Annotated in this window: 1 protein-coding gene; it reads right to left on the bottom strand. The window is 81.0% G+C overall.

Translation table 11 applies throughout. The features are described 5' to 3' along the window. Window positions 1-432 (bottom strand): tRNA lysidine(34) synthetase TilS (tilS, locus tag FOE67_RS28345; protein ID WP_182667637.1); only part of this gene is annotated, 432 nt, incomplete at both ends.

Here is a 432-nt window from a genome sequence, read left to right as displayed (position 1 = left end):
GTGCAGGGGGCTGCCGCAGACGGCGGGCATTCCGGCCAGGGAGCGGGTGCCGGAGCCGCGGGCGAGACCCAGCAGGACGGTCTCGGCCTGGTCGTCGCGGGTGTGGCCGAGGAGGACGGCCACGGCGCCGTGGCGCTCGGCGGCGGCGTCCAGGGCCCGGTAGCGGGCGGTGCGGGCGGCGGCCTCCGGGCCGCCCTCGTGGCCGACGCCGACCGTGACGGCCTCCACGGGGCTCAGGCCGAGCTCCGCGAGTCGGCCCACCACCTCGCGGGCCCGCTCGGCCGAGCCGGCCTGGAGGCCGTGGTCGACGGTGATGCCACCGGCGCGCAGGCCCAGGCGGGGGGCCTCGAAGGCGAGGGCGGCGGCGAGGGCCATGGAGTCGGCGCCGCCGGAACAGGCGGCGAGGACGAGGGGCGCGTCCGGGGGCGGGGG

This window comes from Streptomyces calidiresistens (genome assembly GCF_014141525.1).
Lineage (GTDB): Bacteria > Actinomycetota > Actinomycetes > Streptomycetales > Streptomycetaceae > Streptomyces > Streptomyces calidiresistens.
The sequence above is the reverse complement of the archived record's forward strand: the minus strand, read 5'-3'. Positions and strand labels throughout refer to the sequence as shown.